The organism is Microbacterium sp., from assembly GCF_047607465.1.
In the GTDB taxonomy this organism is placed as follows: Bacteria; Actinomycetota; Actinomycetes; order Actinomycetales; family Microbacteriaceae; genus Microbacterium.
The window spans coordinates 1-4060 of the sequence record NZ_JASGCY010000026.1 but is presented as its reverse complement, the minus strand read 5'-3'; the positions used below and the strand labels follow the sequence as shown (position 1 = coordinate 4060).

At 69.4% G+C, this 4060-nt stretch carries 4 protein-coding genes; 1 reads left to right on the top strand and 3 read right to left on the bottom strand.

Features of this window, described 5'->3' with window-relative positions; genetic code table 11:
• Positions 1-192: hypothetical protein (locus QM568_RS02800; RefSeq protein ID WP_415135596.1), on the top strand; the 192-nt coding region annotated here is incomplete at its 5' end.
• A 75-nt stretch (positions 193-267) separates the two neighbouring features.
• On the opposite strand, the gene tmk is transcribed toward QM568_RS02800, so the two are convergent.
• The 3 genes from tmk to QM568_RS02785 all read right to left on the bottom strand — a co-directional run.
• Positions 268-897, bottom strand: coding sequence for a dTMP kinase (gene tmk, locus QM568_RS02795; protein WP_415135594.1), 630 nt, complete (start codon positions 895-897; stop codon positions 268-270).
• A complete protein-coding gene (gene topA / locus QM568_RS02790; protein WP_415135592.1) occupies positions 894-3749 on the bottom strand; it encodes a type I DNA topoisomerase in 2856 nt (951 codons plus the stop codon). Before topA ends, tmk begins: the two co-directional genes overlap by 4 nt.
• A 79-nt stretch (positions 3750-3828) precedes the next feature.
• A partial coding sequence (locus tag QM568_RS02785; protein ID WP_415135590.1) for a helicase occupies positions 3829-4060 on the bottom strand: 232 nt, incomplete at its 5' end.

Below are 4060 nucleotides of genomic sequence, written 5' to 3'. Positions count from 1 at the left end.
CTGCTGTTCCTCGCGTCGCGCTGCTGTTCCTCGCGTCGCGCTGCTGTTCCTCGCGTCGCGCTGCTGTTCCTCGCGTCGCGCTGCTGTTCCTCGCGTCGCGCTGCTGATTGCCGCTCACGCTACAGAAGTTTGAGCAGCGCGGGAGAAGTTCAGCAGCGCGAAAAGAAGAAGAGCAGCGCGACGACGAGTTGAGCAGCGCGACGACGGGAAGAGCAGCGCGACGACTGAGTAAAACGACGGGATGAGCAGCGCGACGGGGTGCGGAAGTCAGGCGAGGAGCGCTGCGACGCGGGTGCGGACCTGCACGGCGATCTCGTCGACGGATGCCGAGGCGTCGAGCACCAGGAAGCGATCAGGCTCTGCGGCGGCAAGCGCCAGATAGGCGTTGCGGACCCGCCCGTGGAACTCGGCCTTCTCGGCCTCGAGCCGGTCGAAGGGCTTGTCGGCCGAGTCCAGCCGTTCCCTGGCGGCAGCGGGATCCAGGTCGAGCAGCAGCGTGAGGTCGGGCAGGGCGCCCTCAGCCGCCCAGAGCGACAGGTTGCGGATCTCGACGCCGTCGAGCACCCGCCCCGCACCCTGGTAGGCGACCGACGAGTCGAGGTAGCGGTCCTGCAGCACGATCTCCCCGCGCGCGAGCGCTGGGCGCACCACCGTCGCGACGTGATGCGCCCGATCGGCGGCGTACAGCAGCGCCTCCGCCCTTGGCGCGATGTCGCCGCGATGATGCAGGACGATGTCGCGGATGAGCACGCCGACCTCCGAGCCGCCGGGCTCACGCGTGCGGACGACGGTGCGCCCGGCATCCGTCAGCCAGCCGGCGAGCAGATTCGCCTGCGTGGTCTTGCCCGAGCCGTCACCGCCCTCGAGCGTGATCCACACGCCGCGACCTGGGGTCACGAGCCGGCCTTGGCCTTCGCCGCCGCGTTCGCCGCTCGCGTCGCCGCCGCCTTCTTCGCCGCGGCGGAGCGCGCCGCCGCCTTCTCGGCGTCCGTCGGCGCCTTCCCTTCGCCTGGCTGCGCTCGCTCAGGACGACGCTTCGCGGGAGCCTTCTTCGCGGCGGGAGCCTTCTTCGCCGCCGCGCCCCGCGCCCCGCGCTTGGGCGCCGGACCCTTGGCGCGCTTGTCGGCGAGCATCTGCACCGCGATCTCGAAGGTGATGTCGGCGACCTGCTGGCCGCGCGGGATCGTCACGTTGGTCTCACCGTCGGTCACGTAGGCGCCGAAGCGCCCGTCGCGGACGCGGATCGGCTTGCCGCTGACCGGGTCGGCCTCGAACTCGGCGAGCGCGCTGGCGGCCCGCCGGGCGCCGGCACCGTACTTCGGCTGCGCGTAGATCGCCAGCGCCTCTTCGAGCGTGATGTCGAAAATCTGCGACTCGCTCTCGAGCGAACGCGAATCGGCCCCCTTCTTCAGATACGGTCCGTAGCGGCCGTTCTGCGCCGTGATCTCATCGCCCGACTCGGGGTCGACGCCGACGACGCGCGGCAGGCTCAGCAGCTTCAGCGCGGTGTCGAGGTCGATGGTGTCCACCGACATCGAGCGGAACAGCGACCCAGTGCGGGGCTTGGGAGCCGCCTCCTTCTTGGCTGACCGCTTGGGCTTTGCCGCATCCACGATCTCGCCGCTGGCCTCATCGACCACCGCGTCGTCGGGGACCGGATCGTTCTCCTGCACGTAGGGGCCGAACCGGCCGTCCTTGACGACGATGATCTTGCCGTTCTCGGGGTTCTCCCCGAGGACGCGGTCTCCGGCGACGGGGGCGTCGATGAGCTCCTGCGCCTTGGCGGCGGTGAGCTCGTCGGGGGCGAGATCCTCCGGCACGTTCACGATGCGCGGCTTGGCCTCGGGGTTCGCCGGATCGATGACCTCGAGGTACGGGCCGTACTTGCCGAAGCGGAGAGTCGCCGTGTCGGTGATCGGCGTCGAGTTCAGGGCGCGCGCGTCGATCTCGCCAAGGTTGTCGACGACCTGGCGCAGGCCGACCTGATTCTCCGAACCGTAGTAGAAGGAACGCAGCCACTCGACGCGCTTCTGCTCGCCGCGGGCGATCGCGTCGAGGTCGTCCTCGAGCGCCGCGGTGAAGTCGTAGTCGATGAGGTCGGCGAAATGCTCCTCGAGCAGGCGCACCACGCTGAAGGCGAGCCACGTCGGGACCAGCGCCTGACCGCGCTTGGTCGCGTAGCCGCGGTCGATCACGGTGCCGATGATGCTGGCGAACGTGGAGGGCCGTCCGATGCCGTGCTCCTCGAGCGCCTTGACCAGGGATGCCTCGGTGTAGCGGGGCTTCGGGCTGGTGCGGTGGCCCTTGGCCTCGGCATCCGCGATCGACAGCTCGTCGCCGACGGCGACGACCGGCAGCGACTGGTCGCTCGCCGCGTCCTGCGCGTTGCGCTTCTCGTCGCGGCCCTCTTCGTAGGCGTCGAGGAAGCCCTTGAAGGTGTAGACGGTGCCGGATGCCGTGAACTCCAGGTTCTGCCCGTCGGCGTCGACGGCGATGGTGACCGTGGTGGTCTCGTACTTCGCGTCGGCCATCTGGCTCGCGACCGTGCGCTTCCAGATGAGGTCGTAGAGACGCTGCTCGTCGCGGTCGAGCTGGGAGGAGACGGATGCCGGGGTGCGGAAGTTCTCACCCGACGGACGGATGGCCTCGTGCGCCTCCTGCGCGTTCTTGCTCTTCGACTTGTACACGCGGGGCTTCAGCGGCACCGCGCTGTCGCCGTAGAGCGCGACCGCCTGGCTCCGCGCCGCCTGCACCGCCTGGGTGCTCAGCGCCGTGGAGTCGGTGCGCATATAGGTGATGTACCCCTTCTCGTACAGGCGCTGGGCGACGCTCATCGCCTGCTTGGCGCTCATCGAGAGCTTGCGACCGGCCTCCTGCTGCATCGTGGAGGTGGTGAACGGCGCGTAAGGGCTGCGCGTGCCAGGCTTCGCTTCGACCTTGGTCACGGTGCCGGCGCCGGCCGCGTCGACGGCGAGCGCGAGGGCTGCGGCCCTGCGCTCATCGAGGACGACGACGGCCTTCTTCAGCTTCCCGCGATCGTCGAAGTCGGTGCCGCGGGCGAGCTGCCCGCCGTCGACGCGCACGAGGCGCACGCTGAAGCCCTGGCTGCCCGACCGCGCAGCCTGCGCCTCGACATCCCAGTACTCGGCCGAGACGAACGCCATGCGCTCGCGCTCCCGGTCGACGATCATGCGGGTGGCCGCGGACTGCACGCGCCCGGCGGAGAGCCCGGACTTCACCTTGTACCAGAGCACGGGAGAGACATCCCAGCCGTAGAGGCGGTCGAGGATGCGGCGCGTCTCCTGCGCGTCGACGAGGTCGGTGTCGAGTTCGCGGGTGTTGCCGACGGCGGCCTGGATCGCGTCCTTGGTGATCTCGTGGAACACCATGCGCTTGACGGGGACCTTCGGCTTCAGCGTTTCGAGCAGGTGCCACGCGATGGCCTCGCCCTCGCGGTCCTCATCAGTGGCGAGCAGGAGCTCGGAGGCGTTCTTCAGAGCCCGCTTGAGCTCGGCGACCGTCTTCGTCTTGCGGTCGGAGACGACGTAGTAGGGGTCGAAGTCGTTGTCGACGTCGATCGAGTACTTTCCGTAGGCCTGCTTGTCGGCGGCCGGAATGTCCTTCTTGTCGGCGAGATCGCGGATGTGGCCGACGGAGCTGAGCACCTCGTACCCGTCGCCGAGGTATCCCTGAATAGACCGCATCTTCGTCGGGGACTCGACGATGACGAGCTTCTTGCCTTCAGCCAAGGGTGCGTCCTTTCTTCGAAGCACACCATACACACCGCTGCAAAGGGTTGGGCGCAGTGGTGTCGTGTACGTGCCGCCGTCAGTTCCCCTCGGGTGGCCCTGCTCGGGCTCGGGAGACGGCAGCGATTCCAGCGTACGCCGCCTGGACCTGGACGGTCGCCACGAAGCCCACCAGCTCGCACCCCGTGAGCACGGCGCCGGATGCCGCGGCGACCCGTGCCGCGAGGGCGCACGGTTCGTCCGCCGCCATCACCGCCCCGGTGGCGGCGTCGGCGGCGGCGAGAGCGGCGGCATCCGCCGCACCGGCCGCG